The following is a 24,122-nucleotide window of genomic DNA, read 5'->3' as shown; positions in this document are numbered from 1 at the left end:
CTGGCGTGTAATCACAGTTTTCACTTTAAATACTTTACCTTTGCGCGCTATTCTAAGCTCCAAACGATAAATAACGCATATCTGATACAAACAATCACGTTTGCACTATAACCAGAAAGGTAGATGGAGCTATGTTTAACTCACTTATCGCAATGCCTGCGGATCCCATCCTTGGCTTGTTGACTCAGTACCGCGAAGACACTCACCCACAAAAAGTGGATTTAGGTGTGGGCGTTTATAAAGATCCTACCGGCGTGACCCCAATCCTTAGCTGCGTGAAAAAAGCCGAGAAATTCCGTCTCGATACCGAAACCACCAAAGTGTATATCGGTCCAACCGGCTCGCCACAATTCAACACCTTAATGACAGAATTAGCCTTTGGTGCAAATCACAGTGCTATTCTCGCCAATCGTATCCGTACCGTTTCTACACCCGGTGGTACTGGTGCACTGCGCGTGGCAGGAGATTTTATCAAACGCTGCAACCCGAATGCGGTGTTATGGGTAAGCGACCCAACTTGGGCAAACCATATCGGTTTATTCGAAGCGGCTGGCATTACCGTTAAAACCTATCCGTATTATGACTACGATAGCAAATCATTGAAATTTGATGAGATGCTTGCTGCACTATCGCAAGTCAGCCCAGATGATGTGGTGTTATTCCACGCCTGTTGCCATAACCCGAGCGGAATGGATTTAACTACAGAACAATGGGATAAAGTGGTTGCCCTGACAAAAGAGCAAGGCTTTACCCCACTGATTGACATGGCATACCAAGGCTTTGGTGATGGTGTTGATATTGATGCCTACGGCGTGCGTCAAATGGCGGCAGCGGTCGATAATATGATCCTTTGCAGCTCATGCTCGAAAAACTTCGGTTTATACCGTGAGCGTATCGGTTCGTGTTCTGTGATTGCCAAAGATGCCAATACCGCCAATGTCGCGCAATCTGTGCTGCTTTATGTGGTTCGCTGCCTCTACTCTATGCCACCTGCCCACGGTGCCGCGATTGTTGAGACGATTTTGGGATCGGCAGAATTGACCCAAGAATGGCTAGATGAGCTGAAAGTAATGCGCGATCGCATTAACGGCAACCGCGCCATTTTAGTGGATAAACTTAAAGCCAATGGCGTAGACCGTGACTTTAGCTTTATCGCCCGCCAAAAAGGCATGTTCTCCTTCCTCGGGGTGAATCCAGAGCAAGTGGCGCGCCTGCAAAAAGAATTCAGCATTTATATGGTGGGTTCAAGCCGCATCAGTATTGCTGGGATCAGTGAAGATAACGTCGATTACTTAGCCCAATCGATCGCTAAAGTGCTCTAAGCACAGCTGAGTTTATCTGCACAGCTCACTCTGTTGTATTCACTCAATAAAGGAATACAGCAGAGTTCACTTACCGCCTCAAGTGTTAAATTTTTTAATCATCCCACCCGATAAGTTTTGGCAGTTTATTATCCTCTATTTCATATCCCCAATATGACAAGCAAGGCCACGTCTCACTGTTCAAGCATTTATTTTTAATCGTAAAACCACATTCTAGCGATTTTGACATCGCGGCTTTATCGCAATAAGCCACAAATTGTGACCTCAGTCGGCGGATTTCCATTTCATTAATCAGGACTGCGGCTATTTTCACTTTTTAAAGCCAACGCCACTGAGTAGATTAGTGGTCATCATAGAACTTGTGGATGTTCAGCCATGTTATTACAAGATAAATTAGTGCAAATCGTCACCAACCCGCAGCTTTCACCCAAGCAAAAATCCAACTATTTAGCGTTAGAGGCAGAGGCGAGTTTGCCCTACATGCCGATATCGACTGAGGTAAAAGCCGCGATGAATGACGGTATTATTTGCGACATGTTTGAAGGCCATGCGCCGTTTAAACCACGCTATGTGTTGCCAGATTATGCCCGCTACCTTCAACAAGGCTCTGAATACTTAGAGTTATCTGCGGCAAAAAACTTGGACGAAGCCATCAATGCCTTAACGATTCTGTATCATCACGTGCCATCGGTGACCAATATCCCCGTGTATTTAGGTCAGCTGGATGACATTTTGATGCCTTTCGTTGAAGGAATGGATGCGGAAGTCCTTTATCGTAAATTAAAACTGTTCTGGATCATGCTCGATAGAACCCTGCCCGATGCCTTTATGCATGTGAATATTGGCCCTACAGATAACATCATTTGCCGCACCCTACTGCGCATTGATGCCGAGTTAAAACAAGTTGCACCCAATTTGACTTTTATGTACGACCCCGCCGTCACACCGGATGAATTGTTGTTGCTTGCGACCACCAATATTTGTCAGTGCAGTAAGCCGCATATCGCGAATTACCCACTGCATGCCAGTGCGTTTGATGAGCGCGGTTTTGGTATTGTCAGTTGCTACAATGCCTTGCCGTTAGCGGGCGGCGCCAATACCTTAGTTCGACTTAATCTTAAAGAAGTTGCGTTAAAGGCCAATTCTATAAACGATTTTTTTGATACTGTATTGCCAAATTACTGCTCACTCACCTTTGAGCTCATTGAAGCGCGCTCGGCATTTTTGCATCAAGAATCACACTTCTTTGACAGCTTTTTAGTTAAAGAACAATTGATTGATGAGTCGCGTTTTGCGCCAATGTTTGGCATTTATGGCATGGCGGAAGCGGTGAATATTCTGCAATCATTAACAGCCAGTGGAGAAGTGATGCCAGCAAAACACGCTAGCTATGGCCATGATACGGATGCAAATCAGCTGGGCTATCGTATTTCTGCCACGCTCGATGCCATAGTGAAATCCACACCCGTCGCGCATGGTTACCATGGGCGAGCACTGCTGCATTCACAGGGCGGCATCAGTATCGACAAAGACGTGACCCCAGGCGTTCGCATTCCCTATGGCACTGAGCCCAATCCCATCGCTCACATTCAAGCTTTAGCGCAACATCATCAGTATTATACGGCGGGGATTAGCGATATTTTGACTATCGATGAAACTGTAAAATCCAATCCACAAGCCATGTTCCAGCTGTGTAAAGCCGCGCTTGAGTTAGGTTTTAGGGAATTTACCGCCAATGTCGCCTCTAACGATTTAATGCGCGTGACTGGCTATATGGTAAAACGCTCGGACATTGAAGCATTTAAGCAATGTGGCTCACGCCTCAATACCACAGGCTTAGCCGCGGAAGCGGCGGTTAATACGGGAATATTGCAGCGCCAAGCACGAGTCATAGCCCATGAGCACTCCCCTTGTGTCTTTGAATAGGCAAGTAATGGTCAGTCAGCTATTGCCCTTTTCCTGCGTTGACGGGCCTGGCAGCAGGCTCGTGTTATTCCTGCAGGGCTGCAACTATCAATGCAAAAACTGCCATAACCCACATACCATAGGATTGTGCGATGCCTGTGGCGATTGTGTCGCCACCTGCCCTGACAATGCGCTGACATTGATAAACCTCAATAACAAGCCTCGTATTCGCTGGGATAGTGAGCGTTGTAGCCAATGCGATACCTGTCTTGCCGTATGCCCGAAACAAGCGAGCCCTAAGGTCACGCATTACACAGTTGAAGAAATACTAGGGATTCTGCACAGTCAGCGTCACTTTATTAATGGTATTACCGTGAGCGGCGGCGAAGCGAGCCTGCAACTACCGTTTATTATTGCGTTGTTTCAAGGGATTAAGGCCTCTGAATCGTTATCACACTTGAGTTGTATGCTCGATACCAATGGCAGTTTGAGTCTAACTGGTTGGCATAAACTGCTGCCCTTTTTGGATGGCGCCATGGTGGATCTCAAAGCGTGGCAGCAAGATACCCATAGATACATTACTGGTCGGGACAACCATGCCGTGTTCACATCCATTCAGCTATTGGCGCAGCAGCAAAAACTGTATGAAGTGAGATTGCTGCACATTCCGAGCATCACGGATTATGAACAGGAGATAGAAGCGCTGGCGACCTATTTGCTTCAGCTAGGTGCGGATACACGGGTCAAGTTAAATGCCTTTCACCACCATGGCGTTGTCGACGACGCGTTAACGTGGCCAAGCTGCACACAAGCCGATATTGAACGCTTAGCCGCAAAGCTTGCAAAGCGAGGCGTCACCAATCTTATCTTACCCTCTTGCTATATTTAGCGACTGCAAAGCAAAATTTGCTCGTACAGCCAGCGTAGCGCGGGATCTTTCATACTTTGTCTATGCCAAACGAGACTGTAAGCCACTTTGCCATATTCTATGGGTAAGGATTTAACGGTTAAGCCTTTAGCTTGGCTGGCAATAGATGCCCAGCGGCGCGAGCAGGTGAAAAGCAGTTCACTGTGGTGACACATTAACGCTGCGCTGCCAAAGTCAGGGACTGAAATGGGTACAGCACGTTTTTTAGATTGCTGGGCGAGCAAAATATCAAAAAATGGCGTACTCAGATCCGTATCGGTAATGCCAATATGGCGGTAACTTAGGTAATCATCGAAGCTGATCTGCGACTGTTTAGCCAAGGGATGGGATGAATTCATCAGGCAGACCATTTCATCGCTGAACAAGGTTTCCCACACCAGATCGTCTTGAAGAGGATTAGGTTGACTCAGATCATGGGGTAACAGCACAAAATCTAACGAGCCTTTAATAAGACCATCGAAACCGATATTGTCTTTGCTATAAATATCGAGATGGATATTAGGAGCCAAGCTCAGAATATGGGCACTTAATTTGGCGGCCAGCAGTTCGAACGTGCTTTCGCGCATCGCAAGCGAAAAACGCCCCTCAAAATGTGCTGGATTAAACGCATCTTGACTCATGATCTGATTCATATCATTGATCATTTGCTGCACGCTTGGGCCCAATCGTCTTGCCAAAGGTGTGGCAACCAGTGAGTTGCCGTTACGGTAGAACAGTTCATCGTTCAAACTGTCCCTGAGCTGGCTTAAGGTTTTACTGACGGATGAGGGGCTAAGACATAATCGTTCGGCGCTGGCGGTTACGCTCAGAGTATCGAGCATCACATGCAAAGTGATCAAGTGCTTCATACTAATGCGCGAAAGCTTGGCCAAATCCATCTGTGACATCCTATTGATTTATCTTCTATGCACACTCAAACGCGTACTTTTAAGCATGATAAACAATAGCATGCAACCAACCCAACACATTGCTGAGAATATTCCCCAGTAATGCGCGTCAGCTCACAGGCTTGCACACCGCCCTCTCTAATCCCAGCCATCTCTAATCCAAGTTAACTTTAATCCAAACCGTTTTTAATCCAAGTTATCTTTAATATAAGGTTCTTCCCAAGGTCATCTTGCTTAACGCCAATAATCGATAAATTACAGCCAACAAAAAAGCGAATGCATTTGAGCATTCGCTTTTGGGATATCTAACTTTGGATAGCTAACTTGGAATGGCTAGCTGATGATAAACATTCAATAAGCATAACGTTTATGTGCAGGCAGCAAAACCTAGGCGCTAAGCGCCGCAAGCTAGTGAGTGACTATATAGCTAAGCCTAGCTATGTTTCGCCGCAAACTCGTTCATAAACTTGACCAAGGCAACTATGCCATCGAGCGGCATCGCATTGTAAAGGCTAGCACGCATGCCGCCGACAATGCGATGACCTTTGAGGGCCACGAGTCCGGCAATTTGCGCTTGCTTTAAGAACTCACCATCGAGCGCTTCGTTGACTAACTGGAAGGTCACATTCATTTGTGAGCGATTCGCTGCAACAACACCATTACGGTAAAAAGCATTACCATCAATGCATTGATACAACATCTGCGCTTTTTGTTGATTAATTTTCGCAATACTCGAAATACCGCCAGTCGATTTAAGCCAAGCAAAGACTTCAGCGGCAAGGTACCAAGCAAAGGTTGGTGGCGTGTTGAACATAGAATCATGCTCGACGGCTAGACGATAGTCCATGATGGACGACTGCGGTAAACTCGGCAGTTTTAACATGTCATCGCGTACTATCACTATCGACAGACCCGATGGACCTATGTTCTTTTGCGCACCGGCGTAAATCAAGCCGTAGCGGCTGACGTCGATTTCACGGGACATGATTGTTGATGATAAATCGGCAACAATTGGCCAAGGTGAGTCTAATTCGTCAAAAATTTCGATACCATCTACTGTCTCATTTGGACAGTAGTGAACATAGCGATAATCGGCATCAATTTTATGTAAGTCAGGTAAGACAACGGCATTGAGTCCATTGTGTTTTTCAACAATATTCAGACTATCAATTTGTGCTTCACCCGCAAGTTTCTGCGCTTCTGCTAACGCGGCTGATGACCATTGACCACTGACTAAATACAGGGCTTTACCCTGCTCGCCGAGAAAATTATTCACGACAGCAGAGAACTGTCCGCGACCACCGCCGTGCATAAATAGCACATGGTAATTTGCAGGGATCTGCATCAGTTCACGTAAATCGGACTCGGCTTGCTCGGTCAGCGCGATGAACTCTTTACTTCGGTGGCTGATTTCCATCACGGAAACGCCTTGGCCATTCCAATCAAGTAATTCCTGTTGTGCTTTTTTCATTACCGCTGCGGGTAACATTGCAGGTCCAGCACAGAAATTATAAATCGCGCTCACTGACACTCTCCTTAATCCCAACCATGATGTATGTATTGATAAAACGAAACCATTCTAAAACGAACAATGCTACCAACAAGCAATGCCATTAAAAAAACGAGCGTCCAATTGGACGCTCGTTAATATGACACTTAATTACTCTTCGTCTTGCTCATCATCAGCAAGCTCGTCTTCATCTTCGTCCAACTCTTCTTCGTCATCCAGCTCTTCATCAAGAGCCTCGTCGGCTAATTCGCCTTCGATAATGACAGGAACAATCGGTAAACCGTTTTCATCCAGCTCGACTTCATCTTCATCACTTTGGATTTCGTCGATACGTTGCAGGCCAACCACTTTCTCGTCGCCCGCGGTGCGGATAATCGTCACACCTTGGGTGTTACGGCCAATGATAGACACGCCGCCCGCTGGTGTACGCACTAATGTGCCTTTATCACTGATGAGCATCAGTTCGTCGTTAAGACCCACTTGCACTGCGCCAACAACTGCGCCGTTACGCTCACTCACCTTGATAGAAACCACACCTTTAGTCGCACGGCTCTTCGCTGGGTATTCAGACAATTGCGTCCGTTTACCGTAACCGTTTTCAGTTACAGTCAGAATCGCGCCATCGCCTTTGGGTACGATAAGCGACACGACTTTTTGACCTTCTTCTAAACGGATACCACGAACGCCCGTTGCAGTACGGCCCATAGGACGTAAGGACAAGACTTCTTCGCCGGTTTCAGGATCGGTTTTTACTTCGCCGGTTTCAGAATCACGGACTTTCTCACCAAAGCGAACCACTTTACCTTCGTTCGAGAACAACATGATTTCGTCATCACCGTTAGTGATATCGACACCGATCAGTTGGTCACCGTCTTTGAGGTTAACGGCGATAATGCCGTTTGCACGTGGGTTGCTATAAGCTGTTAGTGCGGTTTTCTTCACAGTACCGTGTGAGGTCGCCATGATGATGTACTTGTCAGCCGCGTATTCACGTACTGGTAGAATCGCAGTAATGCGCTCGCCATCGGATAACGGCAGCAAGTTAACAATTGGACGACCGCGTGCCGTACGGCTCGCTAATGGCAATTGATACACTTTGAGCCAGTACATCTTACCAAAGTCAGAGAAGCACAAAATAGTGTCATGGGTATTGGCAACTAACAGTTTTTCAACGAAATCTTCGTCTTTCACTTTAGTTGCCGCTTTACCTTTACCACCACGGCGCTGGGCTTGGTAATCGGTCAAGGGTTGATATTTGGCATAACCTAAATGCGACAGTGTCACCACAACGTCTTCTTCGTTGATCAAGTCTTCAAGACTCATATCGACTTCGTTAGCATTGATGACTGTACGGCGAGCATCACCGTATTCTTCAAGGATTTGAACTAACTCTTCCTTGATGACTTCCATCAAACGCTCAGGACTGCGCAGAATAAACAGCAGACCCGCGATAAATTCGAGCAGCTCTTCGTATTCGGCGATGATCTTATCGTGTTCAAGACCGGTCAAACGGTGTAAACGCAGTTCCAGAATCGCCTGAGCTTGTTGCTCAGTCAGGAAATATTGACCGTCACGGATACCGTATTGTGGCTCTAACCACTCAGGACGCGCGGCGTCGTCCCCTGCTTTTTCCAGCATGCCTTGAACGTGGCCTAATTCCCAACCTTGCTCAACCAATTTAACTTTGGCATCCGCAGGTGTTGGTGAAGCTTTGATCAGCGCAATAATTGGGTCGATGTTAGCCAGAGCAACCGCGAGGGCTTCCAAAATATGGGCGCGCTCACGGGCTTTACGCAGTTCGAATACAGTGCGGCGCGTCACGACTTCACGGCGATGCAAAATAAAGCATTCGAGCATTTCTTTAAGATTAAACAGTTTAGGCTGACCATTGGTCAGGGCCACCATATTAATCCCGAAAGAACACTGCATTTGCGTTTGAGCATACAGGTTGTTTAAGACCACCTCGCCCACTTCACCGCGCTTAATTTCGATAACGATACGCATACCGTCTTTATCAGACTCGTCGCGTAGACCGCTGATCCCTTCAAGTTTTTTATCTTTAACCAGCTCGGCAATCTTCTCGATTAAACGGGCTTTGTTCACTTGATAAGGGATTTCAGTCACGATAATGCGTTCACGGCCATTATCTTCGGTTTCCACATCCGCCAGTGCACGCATGATCGCGCGGCCACGGCCAGTTTTATAGGCATCAATAATGCCTTTACGGCCATTGATAATTGCCGCAGTTGGGAAATCCGGACCTGGAATGTATTCCATCAGCTGTTCAATAGACAGTGAAGGTTCTTCAATCAGTGCCAAACAGCCTTTCACGACTTCCGTTAGGTTGTGTGGTGGGATGTTGGTCGCCATACCTACCGCAATACCCGATGAGCCGTTAATTAACAGGTTAGGTACGCGTGTAGGTAATACAGCTGGAATGAGTTCTGTGCCGTCGTAGTTAGGGACGAAATCTACTGTCTCTTTTTCAAGATCGGCCAGTAATTGATGCGCTAACTTATCCATACGGATTTCGGTATAACGCATTGCCGCCGCTGAGTCACCGTCGACCGAACCGAAGTTACCTTGGCCATCTACTAAGGTGTAACGCAGTGAGAATGGCTGGGCCATACGGACGATAGTGTCATAAACAGCAGAGTCACCATGAGGGTGATATTTACCGATGACGTCACCGACCACACGGGCAGATTTTTTGTAAGGCTTGTTCCAATCGTTCTTCAATTCACTCATGGCAAACAGAACGCGGCGATGAACTGGCTTTAAGCCGTCGCGCACGTCTGGTAATGCACGTCCCACGATAACGCTCATGGCGTAATCAAGGTACGAATTCTTTAGTTCGTCTTCGATATTAATTGGCGAAATAGATGATGCCAGATCAGTCATAAACTGCTCGTTCCCCTGAAAAATAGCCGACAACGTATAATCCGTATCATTGCCTAGCCCAAAAACGTGATTTGGCATTCTAACACAGTTATTTAATGTCGCCAGACCTATCCTTATCGAATTGAGAGTCTGGTGGCTTAATAGATGAAAACACTGTCAATTTGGTCGTTTGAGCGATAAACCAGCGTTGAAATTCGCGGCTTAGGATGAGAAAAAATCGTCAAAGGGATGAAGTAAAAGGTCGATACGGAGCACAACAATTAACATAAAACCAGAAAACTGCTGAAAATTCACTCAACCACAAGGGCTTAGCTCAGTCGAACACTTTGTTTATCAAACATAGTCGTTATAATAGCCGCACAATACAGCTACTTCAGGTAATAGCATGCATCAGAATACCAATGTGGACCCACAGGAAATCGCAAAGTTTGAACGTATGGCCGAAACGTGGTGGGATCTCAACGGTGAATTTAAGCCGCTGCATCTATTAAACCCGCTGCGCTTAAATTATATCGATCAAACTGCTGGCGGCATTTTCGGTAAGAAAGTGCTCGACGTTGGTTGCGGCGGCGGGATTTTATCTGAGAGCATGGCCCGCATCGGCGCCGAGGTTGATGGTCTCGACATGGGTGATGAGCCCTTAGAAGTCGCGCGCCTGCATGCCCTCGAAACGGGCGTAAGCATTAATTATGTAAAAAATACCGCCGAGACCCACAGCCAAGATCATCAAGCCTATTACGATGTGGTGACCTGTATGGAAATGCTGGAGCATGTGCCCGATCCACAATCTGTGATCAAGGCTTGCTGCGACATGGTTAAACCCGGTGGCTTTGTGTTTTTCTCCACCATCAACCGCAACATTAAATCCTATGTGCACACGATTCTGGGCGCAGAATATTTACTGAAGATGCTGCCAGTTGGTACCCATGAGCATAAAAAATTCATTAAGCCTTCGGAATTGATTGAGCTTGTGGACAATACCGATCTTATCTGTACCGATGCATTAGGCATCAGCTACAACCCGTTGACGGGCATTTTCAAATACACGCCTAAGGTTGATGTAAATTACATGATAGCGACGCGTAAGGTTGATTGATATGAGTCTGACACAGATCCAAGGCGTACTGTTCGATCTCGACGGCACTTTAGCCGATACCGCGCCGGATCTGGTGCAAGCCCTTAATTTAAGTCTTCAAGACGTCGGCATCGCCGCGCAGCCGTTAGCAGCCATGCGCTACGCCGCATCCCACGGCAGTTTTGCCTTAGTTGATGCGGCGATACCCAATGCGGCGGATGATCTTCGCACTCAAGTTCAGCAAGGTTTGCTCGCCCACTATCAGCGCATTAATGGCGATCACTGTGCGCTATTCACCGGCATTGCAGCATTACTCGATTGGCTTGAATTAGCTCAGCTGCCGTTTGGGGTGATCACTAACAAGCCAGCGCGCTTTACCCGTCCCTTATTGCGAAAACTGAATTTACACTTACGTATGCCCGTTATCATTAGTGGCGATTCGACCAAACACCCAAAACCCCACACAGCACCTATGCTGTTAGGCGCACAGCAACTGAGCTGCGCTCCAGAGCACATTTTGTATCTTGGGGATGCTGAGCGGGATTTGTTAGCCGCGAAGGCGGCGGGCATGTTAGGCGGCGTTGCCCTATGGGGTTATCTGGGTGTCAACGACAAGCCATCGCAGTGGCCTGCCCACGCGCACTTTGCCAGCCCAACTGAGTTACATCAGGCATTAATCGAAGCATTGGCCTAGAAAAACTCGCTAATAAAACGGCGAACAGACGTCACCATGACACTCAAAGATAAACCTTTTGCTAAAGCCAATCTGCAGACACACATAAGTGTGTTTGCCTGATTTTTACCTGAGAATAAAATCAGGCAGTGAAAGGTCGGCGGATAAAAGATCGGCACTTGTGCGCGATCGCGATCTAAAGAAAAGATCGCCTAAAAATCCCCCATGAGTGCGACACACTAACCTGAAATTGAGCTTCAAGGTTAGTCGTTACTAACGCGAAAGCTTATCCTCAACTTATCCACAAGATGTCCCCTGAATTCAGACTTGCAAATAGGGGCAAACCTCACTATCTTGTATCCCAGATAATTTAAAACACCATATCTTGTGTATAGGTAGCAATCAGACACACTAAAAGCTCGCCGCTTAATTGACTCGTTTTCAACCAGTCAGCAGTATTTAAGGGACGGTTATTGATTGTTTTACAAGGATACGTACGGTGAACTTGCTCACCTAAATAGATATAAGAACCAAGGCCTATCTCCAAATGAATAGCACTATGACAGTCACAAAACGCTGTGGCGATCGTGAAAATATCGATCTCGAAAAAATACACCGCGTAATTACTTGGGCAGCCAAGGGATTAAAAAACGTTTCTGTTTCTGAAGTTGAACTGCGCTCGCACCTACAGTTTTTCGATGGCATCCCAACCGAAGCTATCCATGAAACCATTATCAAAGCGGCTGCGGATTTAATTTCTCCAGAATCACCGGACTATCAGTTCCTCGCCGCCCGTTTAGCGGTGTTTCATTTGCGTAAGAAGGCCTTCGGTCAATTCGAGCCGCCAGCACTGTATACTCACGTGACTAAGTTAGTTGAGCTTGGCAAGTATGACATGCACATTCTGCAGGATTACAGCCGCGAAGAACTCGACGTGATGGATACCTATATCGACCATTGGCGCGATATGGACTTCTCTTACGCAGCGGTAAAGCAGCTTGAAGGCAAATATTTAGTTCAAAACCGTGTGACACACGAAATCTACGAGAGCGCGCAGTTCCTCTACATTTTGGTCGCGGCATGTTTGTTTGCCCGTTATCCAAAAGAGACGCGCCTGAAATACGTTAAAGATTTCTATGACGCGGTATCAACTTTTAAACTGTCGCTGCCAACGCCAATTATGGCCGGTGTGCGCACCCCAACGCGTCAGTTTAGCTCTTGCGTACTGATCGAATGTGGTGACAGCTTAGATTCCATCAACGCGACCGCTTCGTCTATCGTGAAATACGTCAGCCAACGTGCGGGTATCGGTATTAACGCCGGTCGTATTCGCGCCTTAGGTAGCCCAATCCGTGGTGGTGAAGCCTTCCACACAGGTTGTTTACCTTTCTATAAGTATTTCCAAACCGCAGTGAAGTCGTGTTCTCAAGGCGGCGTGCGTGGCGGTGCTGCGACCCTGTTCTACCCTATTTGGCACTTAGAAGTCGAATCTCTGCTGGTATTGAAAAATAACCGCGGCGTCGAAGACAACCGTATCCGTCATTTAGACTACGGTGTGCAGCTGAACAAAGTCATGTATCAACGTCTGATCAAAGGCGAAAACATCAGCCTGTTTAGCCCATCTGACGTACCTGGCTTATATGATGCTTTCTTTGAAGATCAAAACGAATTCGAACGTTTATATGTGCAATATGAGCAAGACAGCAGCATTCGTAAGAAAACCATAAAGGCAGTTGAGCTGTTTTCACTGATGATGCAAGAACGCGCTTCAACCGGCCGTATCTACATTCAGAACGTGGATCACTGCAACACCCATAGCCCGTTCGATTCTAAAGTCGCGCCGATCAGACAATCTAACCTGTGTCTTGAAATCGCCCTGCCGACAAAACCATTGAACAACATCGATGATCCTAATGGTGAAATCGCGCTTTGTACGCTGTCAGCACTCAACTTAGGTTCAATCAAAGAATTATCTGATATTGAGCCATTAGCCGACCTCGCGGTACGCGCACTGGATAATCTGCTGGATTATCAAGATTATCCTATCAAGGCAGCACAACTTGCCTCGATGAATCGCCGTACCTTAGGTATAGGCGTAATTAACTTCGCTAACTACTTAGCGAAAAATGGCATGAAGTATTCCGATGGCAGCGCGAACGATCTGACCCACAGAACCTTTGAAGCCATTCAGTTTTATTTACTGAAAGCCTCGATGAACTTAGCCAAAGAGCAAGGTGCGTGTCCGTTATTCCACGAGACCACGTACGCTCAAGGTATTTTGCCAATCGATACTTATAAACGTGACCTAGATAAAATTTGTGCCGAACCATTGCACTTAGACTGGGAATCACTGCGTAGCGATATCAAGCAATATGGCCTGCGTAACTCGACGCTGTCGGCATTAATGCCATCAGAAACCTCGTCGCAAATCTCCAATGCGACCAATGGTATCGAACCACCGCGTGGCCTTATCAGCGTGAAATCGAGCAAAGACGGTCAGCTAAAACAAGTGGTACCTGATTTCGATACGCTGAAAGATAGCTATGAATTACTATGGAAAATGCCAAGTAATGATGGTTACTTACAGCTAGTGGGCATCATGCAGAAGTTCGTTGACCAAGCGATTTCAGCCAACACTAACTACGATCCTTCACGTTTTGAAGGCCGTAAAGTACCGATGCAAACCCTGCTGAAAGATTTGCTCAATGCTTACAAGTTAGGTGTGAAAACGCTTTACTACCATAACACTCGCGATGGTGCATCGGATTCACACGATGACATCACCAATTTAGAGAAAGAAGATGACGGTTGCGCCGGCGGCGCGTGTAAAATCTAGTCTTTAACGTTAACGCGGCTCTTACAAATAAAAAGTATAGGGATCCCGATTGAGTGGATCCCTATCCATTGGAAAATAGCACCATGGCCTACTCTACCTTCTGTCAAACACCCAACGATGCCACCCGTGAACCTATGTTTTTAGGTCAATCGGTCAACGTGGCTCGTTACGATCAACAAAAATATGAAGTGTTCGAAAAACTGATAGAAAAGCAGTTATCTTTCTTTTGGCGCCCGGAAGAAGTAGACGTCAGTCGCGATAAAATTGACTACGGTGCATTGCCCGATCATGAAAAACACATCTTTATTTCTAACCTGAAATACCAAACCTTACTCGACTCGATTCAAGGTCGCTCACCCAATGTGGCCTTTTTACCACTGGTGTCGCTGCCTGAACTAGAGACTTGGATTGAGACTTGGTCTTTCTCTGAGACGATTCACTCGCGCTCATACACCCATATTATTCGCAATATCGTTAACGATCCTTCAGTGATCTTCGACGATATCGTCGTGAACAAAGAAATATTAAGCCGTGCGACCGATATCGCCGCTTACTACGATCACTTGATCCAACTGACTCAAGTGTTCCATTTACTCGGCGCGGGTACCCATGTTATCGATGGCAAAGAAGTCATAGTCAACACTCGTACCCTGAAAAAAGCCTTGTACCTGTGCATGATGTCAGTCAACGCCCTAGAAGCGATTCGTTTCTATGTTAGCTTTGCCTGCTCATTTGCCTTTGCTGAACGTAAGCTAATGGAAGGTAACGCGAAAATCATTCGCCTGATTGCCCGTGATGAAGCACTGCACTTAAACAGCACTCAGCATATTTTAAGCATCATGCAAGGCGGTAAAGACGATCCAGAAATGGGTGAAATTGCTGCAGAATGCCAACAGGAAGCCTTCGATTTATTCTTCAAGGCCGCAGAGCAAGAGAAAGAATGGGCAAAATACCTGTTCAAAGACGGCTCTATGATAGGTTTGAATGAACAGATCCTCTGCCAATACGTTGAGTTTATTACGAACCAACGGATGAAGTCGGTGAACCTGCCGCAACCTTATCCTGAAATAACCAATCCATTACCTTGGATGAAAAACTGGTTAGAAAGCGATGCAGTGCAAGTCGCGCCTCAGGAAGTGGAAGTGTCTTCATACCTTGTCGGTCAAATCGACTCAGCGGTTGATGGCGATGAATTCCTCGACTTCGATCTCTAAGACGCTCACAAGTGACGTTAAAAATGGCATTACAACAGTGACATCGAAAAAACGGCCACAAAACCTGTTTGCGAAGGCGCCAATCGTGCGCCTTCAAGGTCAACCTGTGTTGCTCTTTACCGAGCAACAAGGCACCTTGTTGCAAGCGCTCGAGGCAAAAAACGTCAAAATCTTCTCAGAATGCCGCAACGGTTTCTGCGGTGCCTGCAAAACACGGGTCATCAGCGGAAAAGTCAGCTACTTAAACGAACCCTTAGCCGAACTCAAACATGATGAATGTTTGCCCTGCTGCAGTGTACCAATCGAAGATTTAGAGCTGGATCTATCACCTGAAGGGGCAACTGTCGTCACCTATGCGTGTCAACCTCGTCAGAGCAAACCCAGTTTGGCTAAGACAAAGCAAACACAGCATGAAGCAAGCAACACGCGCACGTTAAAACAAGAAGTGTTTGAAGACTAACAGCGCCAAGATTAGACTTCTCTATAAGCTGCTTTAAATGATCCACTCTGAATAAGCAACTTTCACTTTTTCAGTAAGCGGCGTTAAAACAAGCATTAGCTGTTAAACACAAAGTCCCTTTCAATACTGCCTTAATTAATCCGCGCCAATTAGCGACCAAACGCATTAAACCCCACTCTTCTTCCTTCTCTCTATTTTCAATGCATTCCCGCGGAAAACCAAAAAGCCTGAACTCAGGTTCAGGCTTTCAGGATCTAAAACTTAACGCATAACGCCTAAAGCTTATTGCAGAAGACTTATCGAGTTTCTATAAGCGCATAGCCAGCTCAGCGCCTTGGCGGATTGCACGCTTAGCATCAAGCTCTGCCGCGACATCGACACCGCCAATTAAATGCACTGGCATGCCTGTCGCTTTCATCTCATCCACTAAGGTGCGATTCGATTCTTGGCCAGCGCAGAGGATAACATTATCCACTGGCAATACTTCTGCTTGCTCGCCAACGCGAATATGTAAACCCGCATCATCAAACTTGTCGTAACTCACGCCTGTTTTCATCTTCACATCATGTTGCTTAAGCACAAGACGGTGGATCCAGCCGGTGGTTTTACCTAAGCCCTTGCCCATCTTCGACGTTTTACGTTGCAGTAAATAGACCTTACGATGATCGGTATTGTCGGATTGAGGTTCTGTTAGGCCGCCCGCATGCTGGTAAGTTTTATCTATGCCCCACTGTTGCAGCCATTTATCTGGGTCCAAGGTGCTAGATTGGCGCTCACATAAGTAATGCGCCATATCAAATCCGATACCGCCAGCACCAATCAAGGCTACTGTATTACCGACAGTCACTTCACCCGAGAGCACTTTTTGATAATCGACCACCCGTGGGTCATCAAAGCCGGGTAAGACTAAATCACGCGGCACAACACCTGACGCTATCACTACTTCATCAAATTTTTCGGTCGCCAATACGCTGGCATCGAGGCGAGTGTTTAATCTCAGCTCCACCTTATGCAGCTTAATTTGATTGATGAAGTAACGGATAGTCTCGTTAAACTCTTCCTTTCCTGGGATTTTACGGGCGAGATTAAACTGTCCACCCACCTCGGATTTCGCTTCAAACAAGACAACATCATGGCCACGCATGGCGGCATAAACAGAAAATGCCATGCCCGCAGGACCTGCGCCCATCACAGCGATACGTTTTTTATTTGCTGTGGGTAAGAAGTTGATTTCAGTCTCATAACAGGCGCGAGGATTCACTAAACAGGTTGCGCGCTTGAGGGAAAAGGTATGGTCAAGACATGCTTGGTTACAGCCAATACAAGTGTTAATCAGCTCTGGTGTGTTCGCCGCGGCTTTATTGACAAACTCAGGATCGGCGAGAAAAGGCCTTGCCATCGACACCATGTCAGCTTGACCAGAAGCAATAATCTGCTCGCCGATTTCAGGGGTGTTAATGCGGTTCGTCGCAATTAAGGGCACAGAGACAGATTGTTTGAGCTTTTCAGTTACCCACGCAAAGGCACCGCGGGGCACACTCGTCGCAATGGTCGGTACGCGCGCTTCATGCCAGCCAATACCGGTATTCAAAATGGACACGCCAGCTTGCTCTAACCACTGGGCGAGCTGCACCACTTCATCCCAAGTTGAGCCGTTATCCACCAGATCGAGCATAGATAAACGGAAGATAATGATGAAGTCTTTACCGACTTTTGCCCGTATCGCGTTAACAATCTCAATCGGGAATTGCGCCCGCTTTTCAAACGCACCGCCCCATTCATCGGTGCGGGTGTTGGTGCGCGCACTGACAAACTGATTGATCAAATAGCCTTCAGATCCCATCACCTCAACGCCATCGTAACCGGCTTTCTTGGCAAGAGCGGCTGAGCTGGCGTAATCCTTAATGGTCGAGCGCACTTGACGGCTGGACATGGCAGACGGCGTAAAAGGTGTAATCGGTGATTTAATTTTGCTCGGTGCTTGGGAAAAAGGATGATAACCGTAGCGGCCCGCATGCAAAATTTGCATACAGATCTTACCGCCCGCCTCATGCACAGCCTGCGTGACCACGCGATGCTTACCGACTTGCCAAGGAAAACTCAGCTGACAGGCATGGGGCGTAAGGCGGCCACGAAGATTAGGGGAAATACCGCCCGTCACAATCAAACCCACACCGCCCAGAGCGCGCTCTTTGTAGAACGCTGCCAGTTTCTCAAATCCGCCCTTTTCTTCTTCCAAACCTGTGTGCATTGAGCCCATAAGCACGCGGTTTTTGAGCTGGGTAAATCCCAGATCTAAGGGTTCTAATAAATGGGGAAACGACATTCAAACATCCTTTTAAAACAAGTGATTTAAATCAGCATACCTTGAGTCAAATCTAAGCTCAACCGTTGGATCGAGGCCATCAGTCAAAATCCTTTACAATTGTGTTTAGCCTGTAGCGCCATTTTCAGTTAGCATTGGCAGATTGGACTTATAAAGGAGTGGCAGATGTCCGCTAACCCATCGTTTTTCAAGAGAATATGTTTGTTTATTTGGCACACCCTCAACGGGACGCGTAAACTGATCCTCAATCTGATCTTTTTTGGCATCTTAGCCACCATCATTATTTCTATTGGCAGCAGCGAAGATATCCAAGTAGAAGACAACTCGGCGCTGGTGCTTAATCTGGCCGGCTCGATTGTCGATCAGAAACAACAGGTTGATCCCTTAGAAGCCGCATTCAAGCAAGGCCAAAATGCCAACGCCGATGGGGAAATTCTGCTCGCCGATGTGCTGTATGTGATTGACAATGCCGCGCAAGATCAAAGGATTAGTACCCTAGTACTTGATCTAGCCGATTTGAAACGTGCCGGGATCAGCAAGCTGCAATCTATTGGTGATGCACTTAACCGCTTTAAAGAAAGCGGTAAAAAAGTGGTCGCCATCGGCAATTACTACGAACAAAATCAATATTTCCTCGCCAGTTTTGCCGACACCATTTACCTCAATCCCCAAGGCGGCGTGTCGCTTGATGGCCTGAGTATGTACAACCAGTACTTCAAATCAGCCTTAGATAAACTCAAAGTTAAAGCGCATATTTTCCGCGTAGGGACTTTTAAATCTGCGGTTGAACCCTACATGCGTGACAATATGTCCGATGCCGCTCGCGAAGCCAGCAGCGCGCTTTTAGCCGATGTATGGCAAAGCTACACCCAGACTGTCGCAGGCAATCGCAATATTGAGCCTAACTCGCTAGTGCCCGATGCAACCACTTATTTGGCCGAGCTCGATAAAGCCAATGGGGACTCTGCGGCAATGGCCATCAACATGAAATGGGTTGATAGCTTAGCGACCACGGAAGATTTTCGTCAAACCATGCTAGAAACCGTGGGCAAGGCCAGCAGCGGTGACAGTTTCAAGCAAGTGAGTTTTTATGATTATTTAACCTTAGTGTCGCCATTGCCAAGCTTTGTTGAGCAAGACAGTGTCGGCATTATTGTCGCAAGCGGTACGATTCTGAACGGCACTCAACCTGCGGGCCAAATTGGCGGCGAAAGCACTGCCGAGCTGCTACGTAAGGCACGTTTCGATAAACACGTTAAAGCCTTAGTGCTGCGCGTCGATAGCCCTGGCGGTAGTGCCTTTGCCTCGGAGCAAATTCGTCAAGAATTGCTGGCACTTAAAGCGGCTGGCAAACCTGTTGTCGTCAGTATGGGCAGTTTAGCCGCATCGGGTGGTTATTGGATTTCAGCCAGTGCCGACTATATCTTCGCAACGCCAACCACGCTCACGGGCTCAATTGGGATCTTCGGCATGATCACCACCTTCGAAGATTCTCTGGCCAGTATAGGCGTGCATACCGATGGCGTATCAACATCGGAATGGGCGGGATTGTCTGTGACGCGCACGCTGTCACCGCAAGTTGAAGCGATTATCCAACGTCATATTGAACGTGGCTATTTAGACTTTATCTCGCTGGTCGCTAAAGAACGTAAAATGACCATTGAACAAGTCGATAAGATTGCCCAAGGCCGTGTTTGGAGTGGTAAAAAAGCCCTTGAGCTTGGCTTAGTCGATGAACTGGGTGATTTAGATGAGGCGATAGCTAAAGCCGCTAAACTCGCGGATATGACGCTATTTGATACCCGCGTTATCGAACAAGAACTGACACCCGAGCAACGCTTTATGCAACAGATGTTTGCCTCAGTATCGAGCTACCTGCCCGCCTCACTGAGCCAGTCATCAATGTTAGAGCAAATGCTAGCGCAATTGACCAGCAGCTTGAAAACGTTAACCTCTTTTGATGATCCAAATAACGTCTACATCTACTGCGATACTTGCAACATGATGAACTAAAGCTGCCAGCGTCTAGGTTGCTGCTCGCAACTTCAAGATGATGACAAAGACAAAGCCCGGATCTCCGGGCTTTTTTATTGGGTTTATGTCAGTTAAATCGTATAATTCGGCCACTTGAAGCTAAGAAAACGACAAGAATGACTAAACGCTCCATTTATGTTGCCTATACTGGCGGCACCATCGGTATGCAAAAGACCGATAACGGCTTCGTCCCTGTGGCGGGATTCCTGACTCAGTGCGTGCAATCTATGCCTGAGTTTTACCATGAAGAAATGCCGACATTCGTGATCCACGAATACTGCCCGCTTATCGACTCTTCCAATATGGCACCGACCGATTGGCAGATGATCGCCGACGATATACAAGCTAATTACGATAAATACGATGGCTTTGTGATCCTCCATGGCACTGACACTATGGCGTACACGGCTTCGGCGCTGTCGTTTATGCTGCAAGGCTTGTCAAAACCTGTAATAGTGACAGGTTCGCAAATCCCCCTCGCCCAGCTGCGCTCAGACGGTCAAACCAATTTATTAAACTCACTCTATATTGCAGCGAATTATCCGGTCGCAGAAGTGTGTTTATTCTTCAACAACAAACTCTTTCGAGGTAATCGCTCGACTAAGGCACACGCCGATGGCTTCGATGCTTTTGCTTCGCCTAACTTCCCGCTACTGCTAGAAGCTGGGATCAAAATCAATCTGCGCGCAGGCAAGATCACCGTAGCCAACGATACCCCATTGGAAGTGGCGCATATCAGTCCGCAGCCTGTGGGTGTGGTGACCTTGTATCCAGGGATCTCGACACAGATTTTTGAGAACATTCTGCAGCAGCCGGTTAAAGCCCTCATACTATTGACATTTGGTGTGGGTAACGCGCCGCAAGATGCCGCTTTACTCAAAACCTTAAGGCAAGCGGATGAACGTGGCATAGTGCTGGTGAATCTTACCCAGTGCTTCCAAGGTAAGGTGAATATGGGCGGCTACGCCACGGGCAATGCACTCGCTAAAGCGGGCGTGATCAGTGGCGCCGATATGACCATAGAAGCGGCCTTGGCAAAACTGCATTATTTACTATCGAAAAATTTGCAGCCAGCGGAGATAAAAGCAGCCATGTTACAAAACTTGGTCGGTGAATTGAGCATAGATTAAAGATAGTGTCTTTTAATCTGTTCGTAGTTCTCAATCACTAGCAACAAAAAAGCCCATATTTAATGGGCTTTTTTATTTAAACTCAGATTAAACGACGTCAAATGAGTGCTTGTCTCGGTGCTTTTACAGAGAGCTATTTACAGAGAGCTATTTACAGAGGCTTTTGGATTGAAATTAGTTGATACTAAATCAATGTTAGCGTCACATAAATAGCTAGTCCTAGATCCACGCCTAACATCTTAGCAAACACAAACCACCTTGAAGTCAGTGAGCAATTTATAAATCCTGCACTTTAAACTCAGCAATCGGCTCACCGCGGAATTGCTTTTTCAGCTCGGCTTTAGACAATTCATTGATTTTACCGTCAGGCGCAATAGTGAAATGCTCAGTTTGCTCCAGCTTGCGTGCTTGATACAACATCACGACCTGCAGGGTCGATTCACGCTGCGCTTCACTTAACACAGTGCCATCTTCCCACTTACCCAGCTCTGCTGCACTACGAAGCCTTTCATAGACTTCAATGGGCATTTGATCGATCACTTGATTAATATCTGTCATACACTTTTCCGCTTATGTAACACGATTCTGACTCGTGTGATGAGATAACCCACAAAACCAAACACAAAGCATATTCCAGCGATATTCGCCCGCATACCTTCGGCAGGTTCACCACCCCAAAACCAAATCACCACACCAGCAATAAACAAGGTCATAGCAACAAAACTCTGATTCATTAAGCTGCTGGACTTTTGAATATGACTAATGCGCGATAAAGACTCATTGTCCCCATTGGTGCTCGCTTGACAATGGGGACATGAAGGCGCCTTACTCGACATCCGCTTGCGACACACTGGACATTCAATTAATGCCATATCAGCCTCGCCCTAACGTAATTTATCAACAACGGCGAGCATGGCGATAAGCGATGCTTCACCTAAATAAATACTGCGCTCTGGCGACCAACCCACAAAAGGATCGGCCAGATTGTTATTGTCTTTAAAAGGCATTTCGAGGGTATTGGATAAACACTCGAAGGTCTGAGCGACCCAATTAGACGCAACCGTTAGATTCGCTTGGCCTGGCTCGTCTTTGTCATAGCCAAACTGAGTTTGGAAATCGGCACTGGCTAAGGTTAATGCTTGACTGAAGTCCACTTGCAGCTGTGCCAGCTTATCATTGTAGGCAGGCACGCCCTCACAACCTGCGAGAAACACATAAGGTAAGCCTTCATCGCCGTGGACATCATAAAACAAGTCGACACCGGTTTGCTGCATCTTGTTGACGACGTGGTACACCTCCGGACTCTTTTCTAAACTCGGCGTTTGCCACTCGCGGTTAAGATTAATCCCAATCGCATTGGTGCGCAGATGGCCTCTGACACTGCCATCGGGATTCATGTTCGGCACTATATAAAAATTGGCTTTATCAAGTAGCGCTTTCGCTGTTGGACAATCATTATCGAGTAAACGATTCACGAGACCTTCGACTAACCATTCAGCCATGGTTTCGCCCGGATGTTGTCTGGCGGTGATCCAAATATTGCGTTTAGAAGGATCGCCATTCCCTACTTTCATGAGGGTAATATCGCGGCCATCTAAGGTCAGGCCCAAATGCTCTAAATTGACATCTGGGTGTAACTGGGCGCTGCTGAGTAAATCTAAGTGACGCTCATAGCTGTATGGCGCAAAGTAAGCGATTTGAATCGCATCGCAATCCAGCTCTAAGCTAATGCTCAGTTTGCCGTCTTTATACTGTGTAGGAATACGGAACCAATGCTGACGGTCGTAACTGGCTACTGCTTGATAGTCTTCCCATCCCTTGGTATAGGAAGCCGTCCCCGCGTTGATGATATTTAAGGTGTAATGGTTACCCACCTCACCTTCGAATCGAAAATTGAACCATTGATAAAACTCGCCGCCCGCATCGGGACGAATAGCAAGTTGAATATCGTCTTTATTATCAAGATTGACGACTTGGATATTTCCGCCATCAAAGTTGGCACTGATCCGCATAATGATTCCTAATAGGTTGTTAAAGCTAAGGGCTGTTAATGGCACGCGACTGATAGCACGCGGCACATTTTATTATATGGCCGATAGGATAAACCAAAACATCCCAAGGGGAAAACGAAAGCCAGTAAATTCAGTCAAGGCCGTTGCAGTCGACCTTTTATTGACCAAGTTTCACGCCAAACATCCGTCAAACTTAGCCGTTAACGAGGTAGTAAACGATGGTGTTAAGCCATAAAACTATAACCTTGGCCTCGCACTGTATTGATTAAGTTACGCGGCAAGCTAATGTTAGCTAATTTACGGCGCGTGTTACTAATGTGCATATCGAGATTGCGGTCAAATCGGCCCAGATCTTTTTGTAATACTGAGCGTTGCAACTCTTGTTTCGTGATGACTTGACCTTTTCTTTCAAACAGATATTTAAATAATTTAAATTCGGTTTGAGTCAAATCGACATACCGTGTGCCAATGGTGATCCTATAACTCATATCATCAAAGTTAATCACTTTCGCCGCCACTGTCGCTATTTGCGGTGATTGAGATTGACGAGAACAAAGACGCCGCTCTAAAGCACGTAAGCGAACAAATAGCTCTTTGATGCTAAATGGTTTACTCAAAAAATCATCGGCCCCCAATTCATAACCTGTGATGCGATCGTCTTCATTATCCCGTGCTGATATCATCAATACCGGCGTTGAGCATTCCCGCGCTTTTAACAGCTCAAAACCATTCATTTGTGGCATGACTAAATCAAGCACTATGATGTCGGGTGAAAAGCTTTCAATGCATGCCAAACCATCAACACCATTTACTGCACATGCAACTTCATGTCCTTGCGTGCCCAAGGCATCGGCCAACCACACACTAAACAAGGGATCATCATCGACTAAGAGTATTTTACTCATCCTT

At 46.8% G+C, this 24,122-nt stretch carries 18 protein-coding genes; 10 read left to right on the top strand and 8 right to left on the bottom strand.

Features of this window, described 5'->3' with window-relative positions; genetic code table 11:
* Positions 1 to 131: 131 nt before the first annotated feature.
* From Q4Q50_RS11070 to Q4Q50_RS11060, 3 genes are all read left to right on the top strand, one after another.
* The gene (locus Q4Q50_RS11070; protein ID WP_311899315.1) at positions 132 to 1,322 is read left to right on the top strand and encodes an amino acid aminotransferase; all 1,191 of its coding nucleotides are present in this window, start codon (positions 132 to 134) and stop codon (positions 1,320 to 1,322) included.
* A 375-nt stretch (positions 1,323 to 1,697) separates the two neighbouring features.
* Entirely contained in the window at positions 1,698 to 3,248 is a 1,551-nt protein-coding gene (locus Q4Q50_RS11065; RefSeq protein WP_311899313.1) for a YjjI family glycine radical enzyme, read from the top strand.
* Complete coding sequence (locus tag Q4Q50_RS11060; RefSeq protein WP_311899311.1) at positions 3,220 to 4,116, top strand: YjjW family glycine radical enzyme activase; 897 nt, start codon at positions 3,220 to 3,222, stop codon at positions 4,114 to 4,116. Before Q4Q50_RS11065 ends, Q4Q50_RS11060 begins: the two co-directional genes overlap by 29 nt.
* Here the strand turns inward: Q4Q50_RS11060 and Q4Q50_RS11055 are convergent.
* The 3 genes from Q4Q50_RS11055 to gyrA form a co-directional block, all read right to left on the bottom strand.
* Positions 4,113 to 5,033, bottom strand: a complete 921-nt coding sequence (locus tag Q4Q50_RS11055) for a LysR family transcriptional regulator (protein WP_259482388.1) — start codon at positions 5,031 to 5,033, stop codon at positions 4,113 to 4,115. The two genes, Q4Q50_RS11060 and Q4Q50_RS11055, sit on opposite strands and share 4 nt — an antisense overlap.
* A gap of 442 nt (positions 5,034 to 5,475) precedes the next feature.
* Positions 5,476 to 6,567 carry a 3-phosphoserine/phosphohydroxythreonine transaminase gene (serC, locus tag Q4Q50_RS11050; protein WP_006086766.1) on the bottom strand — a complete coding sequence of 364 codons (1,092 nt, stop codon included), beginning with the start codon at positions 6,565 to 6,567 and terminating at the stop codon, positions 5,476 to 5,478.
* A gap of 135 nt (positions 6,568 to 6,702) precedes the next feature.
* Positions 6,703 to 9,453, bottom strand: a complete 2,751-nt coding sequence (gyrA, locus tag Q4Q50_RS11045) for a DNA gyrase subunit A (RefSeq protein WP_012197215.1) — start codon at positions 9,451 to 9,453, stop codon at positions 6,703 to 6,705.
* Positions 9,454 to 9,838: 385 nt separating this feature from the next.
* Between gyrA and ubiG the strand changes: the two genes are divergently transcribed.
* The 5 genes from ubiG to yfaE all read left to right on the top strand — a co-directional run bounded on the left by ubiG (position 9,839) and on the right by yfaE (position 15,711).
* Positions 9,839 to 10,549, top strand: coding sequence for a bifunctional 2-polyprenyl-6-hydroxyphenol methylase/3-demethylubiquinol 3-O-methyltransferase UbiG (gene ubiG / locus Q4Q50_RS11040; protein ID WP_006086768.1), 711 nt, complete (start codon positions 9,839 to 9,841; stop codon positions 10,547 to 10,549).
* Between the two features lies 1 nt (position 10,550).
* Positions 10,551 to 11,222 (top strand): HAD family hydrolase, encoded by a 672-nt coding sequence (locus tag Q4Q50_RS11035; protein WP_311899308.1) that lies wholly within the window; start codon positions 10,551 to 10,553, stop codon positions 11,220 to 11,222.
* 526 nt (positions 11,223 to 11,748) lie between these two features.
* Complete coding sequence (gene nrdA / locus Q4Q50_RS11030) at positions 11,749 to 14,037, top strand: class 1a ribonucleoside-diphosphate reductase subunit alpha (protein ID WP_107947649.1); 2,289 nt, start codon at positions 11,749 to 11,751, stop codon at positions 14,035 to 14,037.
* Between the two features lie 83 nt (positions 14,038 to 14,120).
* Complete coding sequence (gene nrdB / locus Q4Q50_RS11025) at positions 14,121 to 15,251, top strand: class Ia ribonucleoside-diphosphate reductase subunit beta (RefSeq protein WP_006081731.1); 1,131 nt, start codon at positions 14,121 to 14,123, stop codon at positions 15,249 to 15,251.
* Positions 15,252 to 15,288: 37 nt separating this feature from the next.
* Positions 15,289 to 15,711 carry a class I ribonucleotide reductase maintenance protein YfaE gene (gene yfaE, locus Q4Q50_RS11020; RefSeq protein ID WP_311899306.1) on the top strand — a complete coding sequence of 141 codons (423 nt, stop codon included), beginning with the start codon at positions 15,289 to 15,291 and terminating at the stop codon, positions 15,709 to 15,711.
* Positions 15,712 to 16,018: 307 nt separating this feature from the next.
* Here the strand turns inward: yfaE and Q4Q50_RS11015 are convergent, their stop codons facing one another.
* A complete protein-coding gene (locus tag Q4Q50_RS11015) occupies positions 16,019 to 18,037 on the bottom strand; it encodes an NADPH-dependent 2,4-dienoyl-CoA reductase (protein ID WP_106650585.1) in 2,019 nt (672 codons plus the stop codon).
* 165 nt (positions 18,038 to 18,202) lie between these two features.
* Here Q4Q50_RS11015 and sppA point away from each other — a divergent pair, with 165 nt between their 5' ends.
* Together sppA and ansA are read left to right on the top strand one after the other, a co-directional pair.
* A complete protein-coding gene (gene sppA, locus Q4Q50_RS11010) occupies positions 18,203 to 20,050 on the top strand; it encodes a signal peptide peptidase SppA (protein WP_311899303.1) in 1,848 nt (615 codons plus the stop codon).
* Between the two features lie 137 nt (positions 20,051 to 20,187).
* On the top strand, positions 20,188 to 21,201 hold the full coding sequence (gene ansA / locus Q4Q50_RS11005; RefSeq protein ID WP_006086774.1) for an asparaginase: 1,014 nt from the start codon (positions 20,188 to 20,190) through the stop codon (positions 21,199 to 21,201).
* A gap of 276 nt (positions 21,202 to 21,477) precedes the next feature.
* Here the strand turns inward: ansA and Q4Q50_RS11000 are convergent, their stop codons facing one another.
* From Q4Q50_RS11000 to ssoR, 4 genes are all read right to left on the bottom strand, one after another.
* Positions 21,478 to 21,759, bottom strand: coding sequence for a YeaC family protein (locus Q4Q50_RS11000; protein WP_006081736.1), 282 nt, complete (start codon positions 21,757 to 21,759; stop codon positions 21,478 to 21,480).
* Positions 21,756 to 22,073, bottom strand: coding sequence for a hypothetical protein (locus tag Q4Q50_RS10995; protein ID WP_006081737.1), 318 nt, complete (start codon positions 22,071 to 22,073; stop codon positions 21,756 to 21,758). Before Q4Q50_RS10995 ends, Q4Q50_RS11000 begins: the two co-directional genes overlap by 4 nt.
* A 12-nt stretch (positions 22,074 to 22,085) precedes the next feature.
* Positions 22,086 to 23,213 carry a M14 family metallopeptidase gene (locus Q4Q50_RS10990; protein WP_311899301.1) on the bottom strand — a complete coding sequence of 376 codons (1,128 nt, stop codon included), beginning with the start codon at positions 23,211 to 23,213 and terminating at the stop codon, positions 22,086 to 22,088.
* 224 nt (positions 23,214 to 23,437) lie between these two features.
* Positions 23,438 to 24,118 carry a response regulator transcription factor SsoR gene (ssoR, locus tag Q4Q50_RS10985; protein WP_311899300.1) on the bottom strand — a complete coding sequence of 227 codons (681 nt, stop codon included), beginning with the start codon at positions 24,116 to 24,118 and terminating at the stop codon, positions 23,438 to 23,440.
* Positions 24,119 to 24,122: the final 4 nt, after the last annotated feature.

The organism is Shewanella scandinavica (genome assembly GCF_031932065.1).
Taxonomy (GTDB): domain Bacteria; phylum Pseudomonadota; class Gammaproteobacteria; order Enterobacterales; family Shewanellaceae; genus Shewanella; species Shewanella baltica.
This window is presented reverse-complemented; position numbering and strand designations above follow the sequence as displayed.

Coding starts and splice junctions, on each gene's coding strand:
- nrdB (WP_006081731.1), top strand. CDS start 14,121: ATGGCCTACTCTACCTTCTGTCAAACACCCAACGATGCCACCCGTGAA.
- ubiG (WP_006086768.1), top strand. CDS start 9,839: ATGCATCAGAATACCAATGTGGACCCACAGGAAATCGCAAAGTTTGAA.
- ansA (WP_006086774.1), top strand. CDS start 20,188: ATGACTAAACGCTCCATTTATGTTGCCTATACTGGCGGCACCATCGGT.
- nrdA (WP_107947649.1), top strand. CDS start 11,749: ATGAATAGCACTATGACAGTCACAAAACGCTGTGGCGATCGTGAAAAT.
- Q4Q50_RS11000 (WP_006081736.1), bottom strand. CDS start 21,759: ATGACAGATATTAATCAAGTGATCGATCAAATGCCCATTGAAGTCTAT.
- Q4Q50_RS11070 (WP_311899315.1), top strand. CDS start 132: ATGTTTAACTCACTTATCGCAATGCCTGCGGATCCCATCCTTGGCTTG.
- Q4Q50_RS11065 (WP_311899313.1), top strand. CDS start 1,698: ATGTTATTACAAGATAAATTAGTGCAAATCGTCACCAACCCGCAGCTT.
- Q4Q50_RS10990 (WP_311899301.1), bottom strand. CDS start 23,213: ATGCGGATCAGTGCCAACTTTGATGGCGGAAATATCCAAGTCGTCAAT.
- gyrA (WP_012197215.1), bottom strand. CDS start 9,453: ATGACTGATCTGGCATCATCTATTTCGCCAATTAATATCGAAGACGAA.
- sppA (WP_311899303.1), top strand. CDS start 18,203: ATGTCCGCTAACCCATCGTTTTTCAAGAGAATATGTTTGTTTATTTGG.
- Q4Q50_RS11035 (WP_311899308.1), top strand. CDS start 10,551: ATGAGTCTGACACAGATCCAAGGCGTACTGTTCGATCTCGACGGCACT.
- Q4Q50_RS11060 (WP_311899311.1), top strand. CDS start 3,220: ATGAGCACTCCCCTTGTGTCTTTGAATAGGCAAGTAATGGTCAGTCAG.
- Q4Q50_RS11055 (WP_259482388.1), bottom strand. CDS start 5,033: ATGGATTTGGCCAAGCTTTCGCGCATTAGTATGAAGCACTTGATCACT.
- Q4Q50_RS10995 (WP_006081737.1), bottom strand. CDS start 22,073: ATGGCATTAATTGAATGTCCAGTGTGTCGCAAGCGGATGTCGAGTAAG.
- Q4Q50_RS11015 (WP_106650585.1), bottom strand. CDS start 18,037: ATGTCGTTTCCCCATTTATTAGAACCCTTAGATCTGGGATTTACCCAG.
- ssoR (WP_311899300.1), bottom strand. CDS start 24,118: ATGAGTAAAATACTCTTAGTCGATGATGATCCCTTGTTTAGTGTGTGG.